The sequence below is a fragment of the Psychrobacillus sp. BM2 genome (assembly GCF_048572895.1).
In the GTDB taxonomy this organism is placed as follows: Bacteria; Bacillota; Bacilli; order Bacillales_A; family Planococcaceae; genus Psychrobacillus.
The window spans coordinates 1,845,367-1,861,842 of sequence record NZ_CP183878.1; the positions used below are offsets into that span (position 1 = coordinate 1,845,367).

Consider the following 16,476-nt stretch of genomic DNA (forward strand, 5'->3'; position numbering starts at 1 on the left):
TGAAGGTGTAATCAGATTCACAACAATTGCATCAAGAGTAACCCTCGTAACAATGATTTTTCATTACAAATGTTATTTCTAAGAGATTTCAGAACTAAAAATATGATAGGGTTGTGAAAGGTTTAACTTAAACTCCCATGAAAATTAGTTCTTCAAGTAAAAAAGAAATATATGAAGTTGAGTTAGATTCCTTAATAAAACAATATAAAAAGGATAAGGAGCTAATAAAATGATTAGAGTTGTATGTAAAGCCAAATTAATATCGGGTGTAAAGGTTGAAGAATATTTAATAATGGCTAGAGAAGTTATTTCAAAAACCAGAAAAGAAAAAGGTTGTATAATGTACGCTCTTCACAAAGATATCAATGATCCGACTATCCTTACTATGATTGAAGAATGGGTGGATGAAGAGGCTTTAAATCAACACAATAAAAGTGAACATGTTTTAAAAATTGTTCCTGAGCTTAGAAAACTTCGAGAAAGTACAGAAATCAACATGTATAGAGAAGTAAAATAAATTTCATAATCATTTGTTTCTAACTTTGGAAAGAATAGCTTACTCCAATAAATGGCTCAAATGTTGAATAAGGGTCTCTTGACTTCTTCTACTAAAGTGTGCTTTCAATAAGGAGTAAAGCTTTTTTTCTTATTGAACTAACGGCATTATCGCCGTAAATACTTTGAGGTAACAGGGATGTTTTAAAAATCCCTAAACAAACCTATGTTGCACTTTTTTTAGCGTAATATAATCTACAACTATTTTACGTTTCCTATAAAGGTACTGGTTCTCTTGGATTAAGCTATCGAATTCTTAGTCAGAATTGGGATTAACTTCAATAATTTATGAATTATTTTCCCTATAATTTTAGCTAGTGTATTGGACCTCGTAATTGACTTGATTGATGCCAATTACACAATTCCTATTCGACAAGTTTGAGAGTGAAATAAAATAGTGAACCAATCGTAGCCCCGCTCATTCGAGTGGAGCTATTTTTATTTGAAAAAAACTTTATTGAAAGGTTCAACACAGAGGATACAAATATAATTCTTTGATACGAGATAAATTACCTTATCCATAACATAATTTTTTCATAATCTATAAATAGTAACTGGAAAGGAGGGGGTATAAGATGTCTGGATATAGTGGTGGCGACTACGGCGGCGACTATGGTAATCGCGGATCTAACTTCGCGTTGATTGTAGTATTGTTTATCCTACTTATTATTGTGGGAGCAAGTTTTATGAAGTACTAAACAAATATGATGTAGATTGATAGGGAGTTTCAGCCTTGCCAACATCCCTTTTTAGTCATTGGGTATAATTTGTCCGCTGCACCTAACGCCTTTAAGAAAAATAATTAGTAAAAAAGAAATTTCTCTATTTTGTATCTTCTCTTCTTAAAAAGCGACCTTTTCTCGATGAATTGGTCGCTGTTTTTATTTATCAAAAAAAAAATTAAATTTTTCATCTTTCCTATAGATACCTATAATTACACATGAAAGGAGGAATTTACCTATAATATTGAAAGCCCAGCAAATATTACCGCAAATTTACTAATAGAAGGGATTGGAGCTTTACAGAATTTAAAAGAATTCACTTTTCAAATTCACATGCAATAATGTACTTAAAAGAAGTTTTAGATTTAAAAAGTCTAAAGAACATAACAATAGAAAATACAGATGGTGCTACATCAACTGAAATGTTTTTACGCCAGTGGGGATTAACTAATGACGTTAATTTCATTTATCCGGACGGCACCAAAAATTATTGGAAATCTAAAGAATAAATTTTGTTTTAAAACCATATTTAGACCTTTCAAGGAGAACCATTTCTTATCGCGCTAACGGATGGGTTTTGTTCAAGAAGTAGATATACAAAAGGACCTCCAAAAGGTCATTTTATTTTGATGCAAAATAAAAACAATAAATACCATGCCTATAGTCTAAAAGTGTTAATTAATAGACTTCTTTGAATATTACTTTGGAATATCGATTCAGAAAATCGTCTAAACGCGGAGAAATCGGTTTCGGTTTCAACGCAGGGGACGGTACATAGTTGAACATAATAGACGCAGGAATCATGGATCCAACTAAAGTAACGCTTCTGCACTTAAATCGCTGCATCTGCAGCTGCATTATTCTTAACTACAGAAGCAGTAGTTGCAGACCTAGCTGAAAAAAATCCAATGGGCGAAGTGATGTGATTTTCGTCTAGAAACCTTTGTGTATAAGTGGTTTTTAGGTTAGATAAAAGTGAAAGGTTAACACCCATCTTTGGGAAAAGATTTAAAAAAGTTATATTAAATGAGGACAGCTGCCTTTAAATCTTTAATCGTTCTCTCATACTATATGGTATATAAGCAGCAGCTTGAAAGCACTCCCTATGGGACATCGTTTGCTTTTTATGATTTCAATGGGGGTAAGAAAGGAACGGTATGAATTGCTGATTTATTAATCACTAAAAAGAGAGGAGAGAGTGGAAATTGAAACCGACTTTATCGATAATAATAACTGGAAAAGTAAATAATATAAATTTAGTGCATTTATACAGCGTAGCACAAAACTTACATTATTCTGAGCTAATCTTACTACAGAATGGTTCACCAAATAAAAATACTCATCCGATTTATTTCAAACCTAATGTAAGGGTACTTCAATTTGGTACAGAAACTAAAAGTTACAAATTGCGGGTACACGGAGCAAAAATAGCAAAGGGAAATATATTACTATTCTTGGATACAAAATTCTTAGTAAATATCCAAGATATTAGATCGCTCATACTCTGTGTAGAAAATAAAGAAGCAGATTTAGCTCTAAGCACCTATTCAGATAAACCCCAGCCAGGTGTTATCAATTTTGAGTCAGTAGAATATATGATCAATATTATTTCTAACCGGAGAGACCTTTTTTGCAGTTCGCTTTACAATCTCCCATTTGCTATCAGTCGAGAAGCTTTATCACTTATTGGAACAGATAGTCTAGCAGTCCCTCCATTAGCAAAAATGAATGCAATTAAAAAGGGATTAGTCTTTAAAGTTTTTAATCACCCAAAAAATAATCTGAATAGTTTAAATAAAAAGGGGAAATCGCTGCTAATGGAAGAGTTTTTACAATCAACGTCATTTTGGTTGAGCGATTATGGCAGAAGAAGTGGATATACGAATTTAGGACGAAGATATGACGTATTAGAACTTCAAAACGATGAGATACAGCCCTACCATTCTGGAGTAACTGCAATAATTTCAGCCTCCAATGAAGAGGCTACTATCGGCAAGGTTATCAGGAGTGCCATTGATGCGGGTGCAACACAAGTAGTAGTTGTTGAGAACGGTTCGACTGATGTCACTGCGAAAGTTGCTAGAGCAGCAGGTGCAAAAGTTTTATCCTTCTCTTATAGATTAGGGCACGATGTCGGAAGAGGAGTAGGGGTTATGAACTTTCCGTCAGCACATTATTTATTCCTTGATGGGGACATGATTATTTCGGTAGATGAGCTGAGACCATTTATTGCTGCTGTTACCCAAGACGGAATAGATGTAGCCTTAAACGATCTAAGCAAACTAGTGAGACTTCAGGAATGGGATGAAGTAACCTGGTCAAAATATTTTCTTAACAATTCATTAGAACGAAATGATTTGGATGTGAATACTCTAACCGCAGTTCCGCATGCGATAAGCGAAAGAGCGGTTAAAATAATAGGGATTGCAAATCTGGCAGTTCCTACATTAGCAACGGTAAGGGCTGTATTATCAGGATTAAACGTTAAAGCTATTCGCGAGGTAGATGTAATCTCGAAAAATAGAATACGGGGTGAATTACTATACAGCAGTAAAGGAAATTTAGTTGAACAGCTTATTGTAGGTGACATGTGTCAGGGATTGCACGAGATAATTCTTCAGAAGTATGGAAGGGTCTCTTAATTAATTTTCTATCCAATTAGGCTGATCAGCAATCCAAATGAATGGATTACTTTCTAAACTATCATCTTTAAAATAACCAATTAATTTCCCGGTATTTGTGGCTGCAAAATAACTTAAACCTTCTACGGGTCCAGTGGGTTGTTGTGTATAATCCCATAACACATAGAAATCGATTCCGTCCTTTGTGGCAGTTAACAATCCCCGTGGAGATTGTGAAGGGAGATAAGCCACATTCAAATGTGTAATAAGTGTTCCGGTTGCTTCAGCTGGAGCGCCAATTTTATCAATGAAGAATGCCTCATGCAACTGAGATTTAAGATCGCCTACTGTTAAGCGGTTCATCGTTTTGTCGAGCCGGAAATAACCACGACCTTTATTGTCATCCATTCCGAAGATTAGACAATGGGGAAGGATAGCTATGTCGGTAAATTGTACAGGTGAATTACCTTCAGGCCACAGGCTACTCCAGTTTTGTCCCCAATCATCGGTAAACCATACATTTGTATTGTGGGAACCATCACCATTCAATAACCAAATTCTACTTTCGTATGGATCAATCTTAATACTGTGGAAATGCCATGATTCAATAGAAGGGGCATGAAAAATACACTTCCAGGTTTCACCATAATCCCTTGAAATATATGCTTTAAGTGTTTGTTTGGATTCTCTAGGTTGTAGGACATATGGAGCGAACAGTATAATATTTTCATACGATTCTAGTCCCCAAAAGCTGTTTACATCTGAAACGGTATCTAACACTGCTACTTTATGGATACTTTTTTCACGAATATTACTTTTCCATACTTGCAACCCTTTGTCACCATCTAAATTATTTCCAATAATGAGTAATTCCCTTGAAGGCAGTTTTTTAAATCGGCTAATGCTGCCCTGAGTAAATGGATTTTGTATCTCAACCCAAGATATTCCTAAATCTGTCGATTTATAAAGATTTGTATCACCGTATGCATATATTGTGCCGTCAGGTGTAACGTCAGATATTTCTCTTCCTAAGGTAGGCCTGATGATAGGGCTTAGTCTTGCAGGAAAAGGGGAATAGCGTTTAGAACTTCGTATAGTTTCATTCTGTAAGGTAAGGTTTGACACGAATTTAATCTTCACGGTGAAAGAGTTAGAATGTGCCAGGTCTTGAACATATCTAATATGTGTTGCGTGTTGAACGTCGGCATAAAAAACCCCGGGAATCATAATATACTCTTGCGGTATACCGCTGTTAATTGGACGAACCCATAATGAATCCCAGGTGAAGCCCTCATCGCTGGATGCTTCAAAGTGGATGACTGAACTTATTGGTAATAAAGAAGGTTTAACACTAAAAATCGCGAGGCCCTTATCAATTGGAAACATTGTATTAAATTCCAACAACACATAATCCGACATGCTTCTTATCCCTCTTTTCGTGACAGTTACTTTGTCATATTAAATGTGTCCCATGGAATAGAATATGATGTAGATTAATGCGGTTATGAAAAATTGAAAAGAAATAATTCGGGAGGAGTAGATGAGTGGAGATAATTGATATACTTAAATTAAGGTATGGCTTAAATCCTGTATTCATAAAACATCATAGAAACGTTTATAAAGTTCAAACTGTAGAAAAAACTTATTCACTTAAGGTCTATGATTGGCCAGTTCATCATAATTTTCATTATGAACTCCATCGACAACTAAAAAATAATGGTTTTAATTATTTTCCTCAAGTCATTCCGACCCTGGATGGATCAAACTCTGCAATTGATAGTAATTTAATTTATATTTTGAGCGAGTGGATAGAAGGTGTTAAGCCATCTTTTTCAAATAAAGATCACTTGAAAAATGCCTCGGCATTCTTGGGCTCTTTTCATTTGGCTGCCTTAATTTCTGATCAAGGCATCCTATCAAAAGGACCAAATGATTTTTTGTTACCTTATTCGTTTTTTGATGTCAGAGTTGGCCAATATAGAAATGGTGTTATTTATGAAAAATTAATAGAGTGGGTTCAACAATTTGGAACTGATCCGTTAAGGATAGCACAGGAAAGAATGGAATACGCAGCGTACATTTTTCCTTTAGATATCTATAAAGAGTTAGTGGAGACAGAGGAAGAAAAAAATACGTTTATACATGGTGATTACAATAATTCTAATGTGATTTTATCGACAAAAGGGCAAATGTATGTTATTGATTTTGATGATAGTTCCTCTTACTTAAGAGTTAGCGATTTAATCTTTTTATGCCATCTCTACATGGGAAAAGAAGGCGAATGGCTTCTTGATATATTAAAGTCCTATCATCGTGTAAGACCATTGAGTGAATTAGAATTTGAATTTATAAAATCGCAACTTTTTGTCCCAGGAAAAATTTATTGGGAAATGCATACCAAATCATTTTTAGATCAACAAGTTAGCAAAGAGTGGATTTATCAAAATCTTTCTATGTACTGTGTGTATACAGTCTACCAAAAAATTAAAATGTTATCATATTCCGACCTATTCTAAGGTTTGTTTGAATAAGATGAGATGATTACAGTAGAAAGGAGTTCAGAATGCCGATTCAAATTATTATCGGTTCTATGGATTATACAATGGAAAAGACGGGAAAACCGGCATCACCAGTAACGACAACCCCAAAGCCACCAGTCACAACAACCCCAAAGCCACCAGTCACAACAACCCCAAAGCCACCAGTCACAACAACGCCAAGACCACCAGTCACAACAACACCAAGGCCACCAGTCACAACAACCCCAAAGCCACCAGTCACAACAACGCCAAGACCACCAGTCACAACAACCTCAAAGCCACCAGTCACGACAACACCAAGACCACGAAAACCTATAATATGGTGGCCATCAAAACCAAAGCCACCAAAACCACCAAAACCACCAAAACCACCAAAACCACCAAAACCACCAAAACCACCAAAACCACCAAAACCATAAGCATAGAGACAAGGGAGCTTAAGAAGAAACAAACTAAAAAACTGATTAGACTCATTGCACCGGGATATAAAATAAGGAGGTTACTATGCGTAGAGGTATTGTTGTCTACGTAGAAGATAAAGCAGACTTGTTGCTTCAATTTGGATGTCTCTACACATCCTATAAATATATCAATTCTAATGATACTGAATTAGTAGTTTTTGGACCTGAAGAAGCACTTAAAAAAATTCCAAGCGATTGCATAAAATACAAATATGATCCTTTAAAAGTACCACCCGAATTTTCCAACTATCCATTTATTAATTCTCTAAGTTGCCTATTAAGTGATGGTGGGAATGACTTAAATAAATATGATTTTATTCTACGCAGCGATGTTGATACATTTTTGACACCAGCTTGGAATCATTTTTATCCTGAGGAATATACGGTGGGGAAAGGTAGTTATGTATTTTCTGACAATGTCCGGAATTCAATTAAAAAAGTTTCTAACCGGTTAGGACTTAATCACTGTGGACTTCATAATTTAGGATCCACTCACTACGGGAATCCAGAACAGGTGCGCAAAGTTTCAAAATTAGCCGTATCCATTGCAGAATATATTCTTGTCGAAGAATTTAAATATACCGAAGGATCGTGGCCTGAATGGTACCGTGGTGTAACGTCCATGTATAGCAGTGAAATAGCGCTTAATCATTTAATCCCAAATGTGAAAATAGCTACTGAACAATTAGATTATGATAGTACTTCAACTTCTCATATACATTTACACCCACATATACATTGTTGGCATACAGATAGCATGTTTTCAAAATTTCAATTTGCACAAGGAAATTACGATCATCTTGTAAGAAACCAACTTAATATAGAACTTGTCAATGACTATTGTTTATATATGTCTTTGTTGTCAAAGAAAACAAGCTCGAATTAATAAAAATCACTCCTTCAATGAAAGGAAAATAGCTTTGAAAGTAACGAAGGAACCGTATGTATCTGTAATTATTCCTGTGAAAAATGAAGGTTCACTTTTAAAGAACACAATTGAATCTTTAATTGCTGTTAATACGACTACTTCGTTTGAAATCATAGTGGTTGATGATGGGTCAAATGATAATTGTTGTGAGTTTCTTATTAATAAAGAATTTATTAAATTGACTACAACACCTGGAGTTGGATCTGCCCAAGCTAGAAATAAAGGTGTGGAGATTGCATTGGGAAAATATCTAGTATTTTGTGATGCCCATCTTTCTTTTGAGGATAATTGGATGGAGAACCTATTGGAGCCTCTTATAAATGGGGAAGCGGATGCTGTTAACCCTGGAATTGCTGATTCAGTGCATATTGATAATATAGGTTATGGATATACATGGGATCATAAATTAGTGCCTAAATGGAATGTTGAGAAACTCGAACCATTTTATACACCACTACTTGCTGGAGGGTGCTTAGCGGTTTCGAGGGAAGTATTTAATGATGTCGGTGGTTTTGAAAAAAATTTTAAAGTTTGGGGAAAAGAGGATGAAGAATTTTCCTTAAAGTTGTGGTTATTTGGATATAGATGTATGGTGCAACCAAATATCAAGATACTTCATTTCTTTCGACCTGATAATCCCCCATTTCAAATTACGTGGGAAGATTTGAACTGGAACTTTTTACGGTTGGCCTATAGTCATTTCAGTCAGGAACGGATAAATAAATGCAAGAGTTTAATTAAATACTCGGATCCTATTAGGATAGAAGAGGAACTACTTGCGAGTGGCATCATGGAACAAAGAAATCATTATATGAAACGCAGGAAATTTGATGACAATTGGTTTATGGAAAAATTCGAAGTCCCGTTTTAAAGAACTATTTTTTAGTATGATGTAATCATTCTCTAGAAAAAATTCAGTAATAACGGTTTCTAACTCCTGAATTACACTGTAAATGCCATGAATAACAAGTGAGTATATTTCTGGAAATTAGGTTTTATTATTAGAGGTTTCCATGGGTTCTTTGAACTTATGGGAAGGCACTATTTTGCATTTTATCAGCTAGGTAAATTCTCCTTCACAGGGTGAGGTCAATGAATGCTAATCGTTTAACAGCAGTACACCCTCGGAAGCTGGACTGGACTCGACTCGACTCGCTTAGAGGATTTCCAAGCTATGGTCTACCACCAAAAGCAGGGGATGGGAAAAGAAAATTACTTTTGCTGGTACAGAGACTAATTCAAAATATGGTGGACATCTTGAAGGTGCACTCCTGGCAGCTGAACAGGCAGTTTTTGAAATCACTAATTTAAATAACAAGCCCTTATGACTAGATCTTTGCAATTCAAGAACGTCCTATAAAGAGTAAACGTTAGTTAATTCATATTAAATAAAAAAGCATCTCTAATCGAGGTGCTTTTTTTTGCCCAAAGTAACTTACACATTCCCGCACATACGCCGCCATTTATTTTTTCATTAGCCCCATTATTCGCCCCAACTAGCCCCAATAACCTGCTTTCAAATAATTTAATCTGCATACTAGGATTAGATAGAATTAGCCTCAAATAGTTGAAATTACACGTTATTTTGAGAGATAATAACGCATTTTACAATGTAGAAATGTTATAGCATGAAATAAGTACAAATTCTATAAATCCTTGATTTTATAGGACTTCAAGGTAAGTCAATCAATAACTGGCCCCAAAATTGGCCCCATTAGCTTGTAAGCTTTGACTGAACAAGGATACGGATTCTACTTCTAACTCTGCTAATACGTGACCATATATCTTATAGACCATTTCAACTGTAATAGCTGATCTTTCAGCTATTACTTTTACGTTTAGCCCAAGATTCATAAGAAGATGCCAGAATTTCTTGAAGCCTATGTCGTTGCACAGCCTATTTCTTTATAAACTCTCCCACAATTTAATGATAAAAAAAAGTACCGAATCGCCTTTTGCGATCCGAGTCCTTTTTTTAATTTCAGCTGTCAAATTGATTGTAAAATTATCCACACTTGTGCGTGTATAACTAATAGCAACACTAGTGCACCCGTCGAATTTATACACTACTTATATTTATTTACCGCCCACCGCCCCTTGCTGTAGCAAGGTTCTTTCTTTATGCAGAGTGAATATGGATGTATAGCGTAATTGTGCGGATGACAGGCACGGAATGGAAAAATGGCAGGAATGACATGGTAGCTACTAATGTCGAGAAATTATTCGATTTATGCGCACAGGTGAAGAATCAGAAGAAACGGAATATTCTATTTATTTTTAAAAAATGTGTGCTAGATTAACTTTATAATTGCATACAATTATTTTAAGGGTGGTGAAGCAGTTGAATAAAAGAGCAAAAGTCAGTCGAGTCTCTACGAAAGATATTGCACATAAAGCGTTGAGAGAAATGATTATAAAAGGTGAACTAGAACCAGGTCAACCAATTGCGGAGGAAGAGTTAGCCAAAGAGCTACAGATTAGTCGAACCCCTCTTAGAGAAGCTCTTCAGATTTTGGAACTGGAAGGATTGGTCAATCGCAGTTTAAACGGCCGAATGAATGTGGCTCCGATTTCGACCCAAGAAGTGAAAGAAATCTTTGTTATCCGAAGCAACTTGGAGGGGATTGTCGTTGAAGATGCTATTGATAATATCACGCAAAAGGACATTGACCACTTAACCCATCTCATCAAATTACTCAAAATGGCGATTAGCCTTGAAAATTATGAGACAATCGATCGATTTGGTAAGCAATTCCACGAATACATTTACACGGTGAGTGGCAACAAGATGGCGGTCAAGTTCTTGTATCAGCTCAACAGCCTGATCAACCGGTACAGGCGGTTAGCACACAGAAGAATTGGCGATACAAATCAATCGGTAAAAGAACATGAGACGATCCTTCATTACATCATCCAAAAAGACAAGATCAACGCAGTAAAAGAAATGAAGAAACATATTTTAGGTTCGTTGAATCAAGCCATCAAGACGTTCGAAAAATACGAACATACCCAATTCTTACAAGAGAAGGGTACAGATTGAACCAGATTGTGAACCATATGAGAGGAGGAATAGTTCATGACATATGCAGTAATGGGCGGTGGAAATACTGGGCAGGCAATTGCAGGATATCTGAAATTGAACGGAGAAAGCGTGAAATTGTATACCCGTGATTCACAGAAAGCCGAAAGAATTTCTACACAAGGGTTGGAAGTGAAAGGGATCTATTCGGGGCACGTCGATTTAGAGGCATTGACCTCCATAGATCAGGTGATTGCAGAGGCCCAGTTTATCATTGTATCGACGACGGCTATGGGTCATGAGACGATTGTCAATCAAATTAAACCGTTCTTGCGACCCAATCAAACTATCATCTTTTTTCCAAGCTACTGGGGTGCACTAGAATGTGAACGAATTCTGGGATCTGATTTGATTACAGAAAAGAACATTACAGTGGCCGAAACGAGTGCCATGCCTTTTGTCAGTTTGGCCGATCAAGCCGGTTCTGTTGCGATCACTAAAATTAAATACAACGTATTAATTAGTACGTTGCGTAAAGAGAACCAGATTGCTGCATCGTTTATGGAAAAGTTTCCGCAATTGATTCTGGGAGAAAGTGTATTTGAGACTTCCTTGAATAATTCCAATGTGGTGATTCATCCTCCGATCACCCTGTTTAACGCGGCAAGGATTGATGCGTCCGAGAGATTTCAGTTCTATCCTGACGGCGCGTCTCCCTATTCCTGTAACTATGTAGAAAAGATGGATAAAGAACGACTGGAAATAGCAAGTCGTCTACATGTCGGTCTTCATAGCATTTTGAGTATCTTGAATGAATTTTATGATTCCGATTATACCACTTTATATGAAGCTTTGCCCGGCTTGTTCCCTGCAGGATTAGGTCCTACGACACTCGATTATCGGTACCTGACAGAAGACATTCCATTTGGACTTGTTCCGATATCAGAATTAGGGAAAATTTTAGGGGTGGCAACTCCGTATACCGACTCCATCATCAGCACGGCATCTTTACTTATGAACAGTGACTATAGGCAAGTAGGGATTCGCTTTCAGGGGTTGACCGAGGAAAATATACGGCGGATGTCCATGGAATAGCACATATAGGATTTTAATTAAAGCACTTGGGGAGGTAGAGATTATCTTACACGTTAAAAACTTGCATGTTTCATACAACCAAAAAGAAGTGTTGAAAGGTATTAACCTATCGGTCGAAAAAGGCGAGGTTGTATCGTTTATTGGTCCGAGTGGAACAGGGAAAACCACCTTATTAAAATGCATCAATTACTTAGAAAAACCCCAACAGGGAGAAATTCAAATCGGGGATTTGCATCTCAATTATCAAAGTTTATCCAAGCAAGACACCCTAAAGCTTCGCAGGAAAACCGCAATGGTGTTCCAGATGTTCAACATTTTCAAACATAAGACGGTCATCCAAAATGTGATGGATGCTCAAATAGCCGTTCAGAAAAAGTCCAAAAACGAAGCGTATGCCATGAGTTTGAAACAATTAGAAAAGGTAGGTCTTAAAGACAAAATAAATGAATATCCCTCTCGCTTATCGGGAGGACAATTACAAAGGGTCGGCATTGCACGTGGCTTGGCGCTTGAACCCGAGTTGATTTTGTTTGATGAACCTACTTCAGCTCTTGATCCCGAATTAGTAGAGGAGGTATTGAAAGTAATAGAAGATGTAGCAAAGTCCGGCATGACAACGCTTCTTGTCACCCATGAAATGGACTTCGCCAAGCGGATTTCCGACAAAGTGGTCTTTATGGAAAATGGTCACATTGTGGAAGTGGGAACACCTGAACAAATCTTCGAGAAATCAGTGAATGTGAGAACAAGGCAGTTTTTGAAAAAGAGCTATGCATAGCAAGACCAACAAAAATTAAACATTCAGGGTGGTTGATGAGAATGAAGAAAAAGTCAATTTTAGTAGTAGCTTCTGTACTGGGTTTATCTCTCCTTACTGCATGCAATTCCACTGACAACGAGTCACAAGCTGAGAGCAATGGGGATACAGGCGTAAGAACAATCAAAGTGGCGACTGGCCACACGTCAAAACCATTGAGCTGGGTCGATGAGAACGGCGAAGTGACAGGTTATGAGCCTGAGCTGATAAAAGCACTGGATAAAGTGCTTGAAGACTATGAATTTGAATTGTTCGGTGTGGAAGATTCAGCGGGTGAAACAGGACTAGCTACTGGAAAGTACGACATGCTGGCAGGTGGTCTAGGGTTCACGGAGGAACGTGCAGAGCAATATATCATTCCTTCAGAATCGAGTGGTCGTGCCCTGATCAAGATTTACGTGGCAGAAGATAGTGGAATTGAAAGCATTCAAGATTTGGTAGGGAAGAAAATTTCTCCTCTATCCCCAGCGGGTGCCACATATAAAACCGTTAAAGATTGGGAAGAAGAAAATCCTGAATTTAAGCTAGAGTATAATTTGGCTGATGTGGGAATTCCAATCGCAGATCGACTAAAAGAAGTGGCGACTGGCAAATATGATGCATTGTTCTATCCATCGAGTTACGGACAAATCGAAATCATTGAAGACCAAAATCTACCTGTTGTGGGATTGGACCCAGTCAAAATTATTCCTACGTTCTTTATGATTCACAAATCAGAGGAAAATGAGGAACTGAAACAAGCCATAGATGAAGGTCTAAAGGAATTGGCAGAAGCAGGCGTGCTTTCTGAGTTTTCTACTGAATTCTACGCAGAAGATGTGTTTCAATACGATTGAGGCTTTTACATGAACGTCTTGGTTCGAGTCAGATAAGGTCATAGTGAATATCTTCGAATCGACTAGAGCACATCCATATTTTCTCGTTTGGTTGAATCCCTTGAGAATATGGATGTAGACTAAGACGAAAAACATAGGCCTGACACCGTCTTGTACAGAGGAGATATTCATTAGAGAAGGGAGAAATGACGATGGAAACGGGTATGCTAGAATTACTAATGGAGTTTCTTAAAACGCTTCCGATCAATATTATCATCATCATCTTGTCGGCTGCGCTTGGGTTACTCTTTGCTGTGCTATTAACGTTTGTGCGACTAAAGAGAATTCCCGTCATTAGTCAATTAGCCGATTTGTATGTATCTTTTGCGCGAAGTGTTCCTGGACTGATTTTACTATTTATAGCGTACTTTGGAATTCCAAAATTGTTACCTCTCATCGGTTTGAGCACATATGATATAAGCCCGATGCATGCTGCTATTATTTCCATGGGATTCTATCATTCTGGTTATATTTCTGAAGTGTTTCGACCCGCTTATCTCGCCGTTGAAAAAAGTCAACATGAAGCTGCAGATAGCTTGGGGTACACACCAATGCAAAAGTTTTTCCGAATTATTCTGCCCCAAATGATCCCTGTTGCTCTCCCGGGATACGGCAATGCCTTGGTTTACTTGATTCATGATACGTCGCTGATCTTTGCCATTGGCATCGTGGATATTATGGGAACCGCAGAATTGTTTATCTCACGATCTTACGGTACTAATCAAATCCTAATTTACTTTATCATTGCCTTGATGTTTTCGGCTATGTGTTTCACAACTGACGGATTGGTTAGAAAACTGGAGAAGAGAGTGGCCATTCGATAAAGGTTTAACCACAATAAACAGGGGGGATTAACATGTTTGATTTAGAGGCTTCATACGAGATGTTTTTAGGGATATTGGGTGTACTTCCTGAAACCTTACTCATAGCGATTATTATACTTGTATTATCCACCCTTCTAGGATTAGTGTTGGCTCTGATACAACAATATAAGATCCCTGTGCTGGTTCAAATTACAAAATTATTTAAACTGTTTTTACGAGGGACACCTATGGTGGTGTTTTTATACTTGATGTATTATGCACTCCCTGCCATTGGACAGTTCATCGTTACACTTCTAGGTATCGATTATAATATGAATAATATGTCGCCTCTGGTTATTTTAATTGTCACGGTTAGCTTTACGTTGTCTGCCTTTCAATCTGAGATCATCCGAGGCTCATTTTTAGCGGTAGATCCGGGGCAAATTGAGGCGGCGCAATCCTTGGGCTATAGTTTTTCTCAAACGTTTACGAGAATTGTTGCCCCGCAAGCTTTTGTCCATGCCATCCCTGATTTCGCAAACTCTTTCACAGTGGCAATCAAAGCCACTTCACTCGGGTTTTTAATCACCGTGATTGATATCTTTGCTCAAGCCAAAATCATGGCTGCCCAGAACTTTCGCTTTGTCGAGGCGTTCTTGATGGTGGCACTCATTTACTGGGGAATCGGTATTTTAATCACCAAGTTCGCCGACCGCTATGAGAATGATGTGCGAATCAAATGAGCCCATGCCATCATACAAGCCCCATCTATACATACACATCCGCCCTTGCAGCCGCATGGGCGTTTTTGTATGTCTCTTTAAGCAGCATGTACTCTTAATTTTGATTGATTTCCTACAGATTTTACACTCGTGACTACACCGTATAACAACTAAATATATCAAAGGTATAGATCACATAGACGACGAAAATCGAAGCGAAAGAGAGGAATGCGGGTTTCTTCGGTTCAGGTGATACCACAGTAAAGATGATAGATACCAGTACTCTGGCAAGTAGAGTAAGAGCGTGAAAGACAAGCAGTTCTCAATAAGCTGGTAGATTCAGAACAACAAACCTTGAAAAGAAGGTTACTAAGTTGTTTTGTATTATTTTTTTGGGTGCTTGTAACCATTACAGTGAACATTTAATAGAGGGTGAAATGGTTAAACTCATAATTGAATGTACAAGTGCTGAGACGATTGAGATTGATGAACAGAAAACCATTAATAAAGTAATTAAGGAAATCAACCATTCAAGAAGAGAAGGTACACAAGAAATGGAGTTCAAAATTGAATACCGAGCTACAATTGAAAACAGTGATGGCGAGACAAAATCTTTCCATTTTTTCAGCGAGGGGAAAGCTTTTGTGTCTGGATACTATATTCACTCAAACATTGATGATTTTTGCGGAAAAAAGTTTTGAACAGTTGGAAATTGGGTTTTCCAAAGACCTTTTCTTTCAACTACCAGGAAAATAAATTTCTTCAAGAAAAGAAAAATGACAAAACTTAAAAGACCCTGCTCGATCGTTAAAAAAAGAGGAGAGAGTACATTAATGAGTCTATGGATTACGGTGGACTGGATTAAGGTAAATACCAGTATTGACTCCTCTTAAACATTTTCATTCTCTGTGGTGCAGCATTATTTTGTGGCTCAGTTTTAAATGGACTGGTTTATTTTATTACCTCAAAAAGCACCGCTAACAGCGGTGCGATAAGTTATATATTTTTCTTAAATGATGAGGCTTTATTATCGGTTTTAACTTTTCCAATTTTTTCAAGGAATTCTTCTAATGTCAGTTTTCCTTTCCTAGAATTGCATGATCTATAAGCAGGGACAATATTTTCTATCCTGTCTGACCCGCCTTTTGAAATAGGGACTATATGATCTCTTGTACGCTGGTTTTTACCTGGTGTCTTTGTCATGGTGTGCTTAATGTAATATATGGCATATAAACCATTGATATATACAAGTTTTTTATGTTCTTTTCAATGGATTTTCAATATAGTGAGTATGGAGAAGTTTTTCAGAAATGGGGTT

Annotated in this window: 17 protein-coding genes and 1 pseudogene; 14 read left to right on the top strand and 4 right to left on the bottom strand. The window is 37.2% G+C overall.

Annotated elements, in window-relative coordinates:
• The first annotated feature begins 229 nt into the window (after nt 1-229).
• The 4 genes and pseudogenes from ACN6MX_RS08745 to ACN6MX_RS08760 all read left to right on the top strand — a co-directional run bounded on the left by ACN6MX_RS08745 (nt 230) and on the right by ACN6MX_RS08760 (nt 3,919).
• Nucleotides 230-517 (top strand): putative quinol monooxygenase, encoded by a 288-nt coding sequence (locus ACN6MX_RS08745; protein WP_419962232.1) that lies wholly within the window; start codon nt 230-232, stop codon nt 515-517.
• Nucleotides 518-1,130: 613 nt separating this feature from the next.
• Nucleotides 1,131-1,253: a YjcZ family sporulation protein gene (locus ACN6MX_RS08750; protein ID WP_419962233.1), complete on the top strand. Its 123-nt coding sequence runs from the start codon at nt 1,131-1,133 to the stop codon at nt 1,251-1,253.
• Nucleotides 1,254-2,007: 754 nt separating this feature from the next.
• Nucleotides 2,008-2,203: pseudogene (groEL, locus tag ACN6MX_RS08755) on the top strand (chaperonin GroEL); the annotation flags it as partial.
• A 279-nt stretch (nt 2,204-2,482) separates the two neighbouring features.
• The gene (locus ACN6MX_RS08760; RefSeq protein WP_419962234.1) at nt 2,483-3,919 is read left to right on the top strand and encodes a glycosyltransferase family 2 protein; all 1,437 of its coding nucleotides are present in this window, start codon (nt 2,483-2,485) and stop codon (nt 3,917-3,919) included.
• On the opposite strand, the gene ACN6MX_RS08765 is transcribed toward ACN6MX_RS08760, so the two are convergent.
• Entirely contained in the window at nt 3,920-5,317 is a 1,398-nt protein-coding gene (locus ACN6MX_RS08765; RefSeq protein ID WP_419962235.1) for a hypothetical protein, read from the bottom strand.
• A 125-nt stretch (nt 5,318-5,442) separates the two neighbouring features.
• Between ACN6MX_RS08765 and ACN6MX_RS08770 the strand changes: the two genes are divergently transcribed.
• Entirely contained in the window at nt 5,443-6,414 is a 972-nt protein-coding gene (locus ACN6MX_RS08770; protein WP_419962236.1) for a phosphotransferase, read from the top strand.
• A 79-nt stretch (nt 6,415-6,493) separates the two neighbouring features.
• Here the strand turns inward: ACN6MX_RS08770 and ACN6MX_RS08775 are convergent, their stop codons facing one another.
• Nucleotides 6,494-6,889 carry a hypothetical protein gene (locus tag ACN6MX_RS08775; protein ID WP_419962237.1) on the bottom strand — a complete coding sequence of 132 codons (396 nt, stop codon included), beginning with the start codon at nt 6,887-6,889 and terminating at the stop codon, nt 6,494-6,496.
• A gap of 53 nt (nt 6,890-6,942) precedes the next feature.
• On the opposite strand from ACN6MX_RS08775, the gene ACN6MX_RS08780 reads away from it, so the two are divergent.
• Both ACN6MX_RS08780 and ACN6MX_RS08785 read left to right on the top strand, forming a co-directional pair.
• The gene (locus tag ACN6MX_RS08780; protein ID WP_419962238.1) at nt 6,943-7,785 is read left to right on the top strand and encodes a DUF7164 domain-containing protein; all 843 of its coding nucleotides are present in this window, start codon (nt 6,943-6,945) and stop codon (nt 7,783-7,785) included.
• A gap of 34 nt (nt 7,786-7,819) precedes the next feature.
• Nucleotides 7,820-8,698 carry a glycosyltransferase family 2 protein gene (locus tag ACN6MX_RS08785; protein WP_419962239.1) on the top strand — a complete coding sequence of 293 codons (879 nt, stop codon included), beginning with the start codon at nt 7,820-7,822 and terminating at the stop codon, nt 8,696-8,698.
• A gap of 815 nt (nt 8,699-9,513) precedes the next feature.
• On the opposite strand, the gene ACN6MX_RS08790 is transcribed toward ACN6MX_RS08785, so the two are convergent.
• On the bottom strand, nt 9,514-9,681 hold the full coding sequence (locus ACN6MX_RS08790) for a hypothetical protein (protein ID WP_419962240.1): 168 nt from the start codon (nt 9,679-9,681) through the stop codon (nt 9,514-9,516).
• Nucleotides 9,682-10,168: 487 nt separating this feature from the next.
• Between ACN6MX_RS08790 and ACN6MX_RS08795 the strand changes: the two genes are divergently transcribed.
• The 7 genes from ACN6MX_RS08795 (at nt 10,169) to ACN6MX_RS08825 (ending at nt 15,859) form a co-directional block, all read left to right on the top strand.
• The gene (locus tag ACN6MX_RS08795) at nt 10,169-10,867 is read left to right on the top strand and encodes a GntR family transcriptional regulator (RefSeq protein WP_419962241.1); all 699 of its coding nucleotides are present in this window, start codon (nt 10,169-10,171) and stop codon (nt 10,865-10,867) included.
• Between the two features lie 36 nt (nt 10,868-10,903).
• On the top strand, nt 10,904-11,941 hold the full coding sequence (locus ACN6MX_RS08800; protein ID WP_419962242.1) for an NAD/NADP octopine/nopaline dehydrogenase family protein: 1,038 nt from the start codon (nt 10,904-10,906) through the stop codon (nt 11,939-11,941).
• Nucleotides 11,942-11,984: 43 nt separating this feature from the next.
• Entirely contained in the window at nt 11,985-12,719 is a 735-nt protein-coding gene (locus tag ACN6MX_RS08805) for an amino acid ABC transporter ATP-binding protein (RefSeq protein ID WP_419962588.1), read from the top strand.
• 41 nt (nt 12,720-12,760) lie between these two features.
• A complete protein-coding gene (locus ACN6MX_RS08810; RefSeq protein ID WP_419962243.1) occupies nt 12,761-13,594 on the top strand; it encodes a transporter substrate-binding domain-containing protein in 834 nt (277 codons plus the stop codon).
• A gap of 191 nt (nt 13,595-13,785) precedes the next feature.
• Complete coding sequence (locus tag ACN6MX_RS08815) at nt 13,786-14,457, top strand: amino acid ABC transporter permease (protein WP_419962244.1); 672 nt, start codon at nt 13,786-13,788, stop codon at nt 14,455-14,457.
• Nucleotides 14,458-14,489: 32 nt separating this feature from the next.
• Nucleotides 14,490-15,179: an amino acid ABC transporter permease gene (locus ACN6MX_RS08820; protein WP_419962245.1), complete on the top strand. Its 690-nt coding sequence runs from the start codon at nt 14,490-14,492 to the stop codon at nt 15,177-15,179.
• A 353-nt stretch (nt 15,180-15,532) separates the two neighbouring features.
• Nucleotides 15,533-15,859 (top strand): hypothetical protein, encoded by a 327-nt coding sequence (locus tag ACN6MX_RS08825; protein ID WP_419962246.1) that lies wholly within the window; start codon nt 15,533-15,535, stop codon nt 15,857-15,859.
• A gap of 295 nt (nt 15,860-16,154) precedes the next feature.
• Here ACN6MX_RS08825 and ACN6MX_RS08830 read toward each other — a convergent pair whose 3' ends face one another.
• Nucleotides 16,155-16,361 carry an HNH endonuclease gene (locus ACN6MX_RS08830; protein WP_419962247.1) on the bottom strand — a complete coding sequence of 69 codons (207 nt, stop codon included), beginning with the start codon at nt 16,359-16,361 and terminating at the stop codon, nt 16,155-16,157.
• Between the last annotated feature and the right edge of the window lie 115 nt (nt 16,362-16,476).